This window comes from Arthrobacter sp. 10T425 (assembly GCF_056393985.1).
This window is the reverse complement of the sequence record NZ_JBFTGZ010000121.1, coordinates 1-374: the sequence shown is the minus strand read 5'-3', so window position 1 is coordinate 374 and position 374 is coordinate 1. Positions and strand designations below refer to the sequence as shown.

Annotated in this window: 1 protein-coding gene; it reads right to left on the bottom strand. The window is 59.1% G+C overall.

The window, feature by feature from the left end; all coding sequences use genetic code 11:
- Nucleotides 1-235: nitroreductase family protein (locus AC1DDH_RS20805; protein WP_476956267.1), on the bottom strand; the 235-nt coding region annotated here is incomplete at its 3' end.
- Nucleotides 236-374: the final 139 nt, after the last annotated feature.

Here is a 374-nt window from a genome sequence, read left to right as displayed (position 1 = left end):
AGGTAACGGAGGCATCGGTGATCTTGGGCTGGTCCCAGGCAACGACCCGCAGGCGCGCCTTGGCTTCAGGCGTGCGCACTGCGATGAAGCGCCAGTTCTGCAAGTTGAAGGATGTCGGCGCAGTGGTGGCGACTCTTACCAACTCGCGGATCTGATCGTCGCCCACGGTAAAGGCAGGGTCGTACAGACTGATGGTACGACGGCTCACAAGGGATTCGATGATAGCGTTGGCCATGGTGATTCCTATGGTCGAAGGACTGGGTTGAGAGGCACGGGTGGTGATCTGTTGCGATCGTAGTAACACGGCGCAGAACAAATCTTATGGAATCCGCCGGCCTGCCGGTAGATCCGGGAAGGCGCTCACAGCGTTGTCC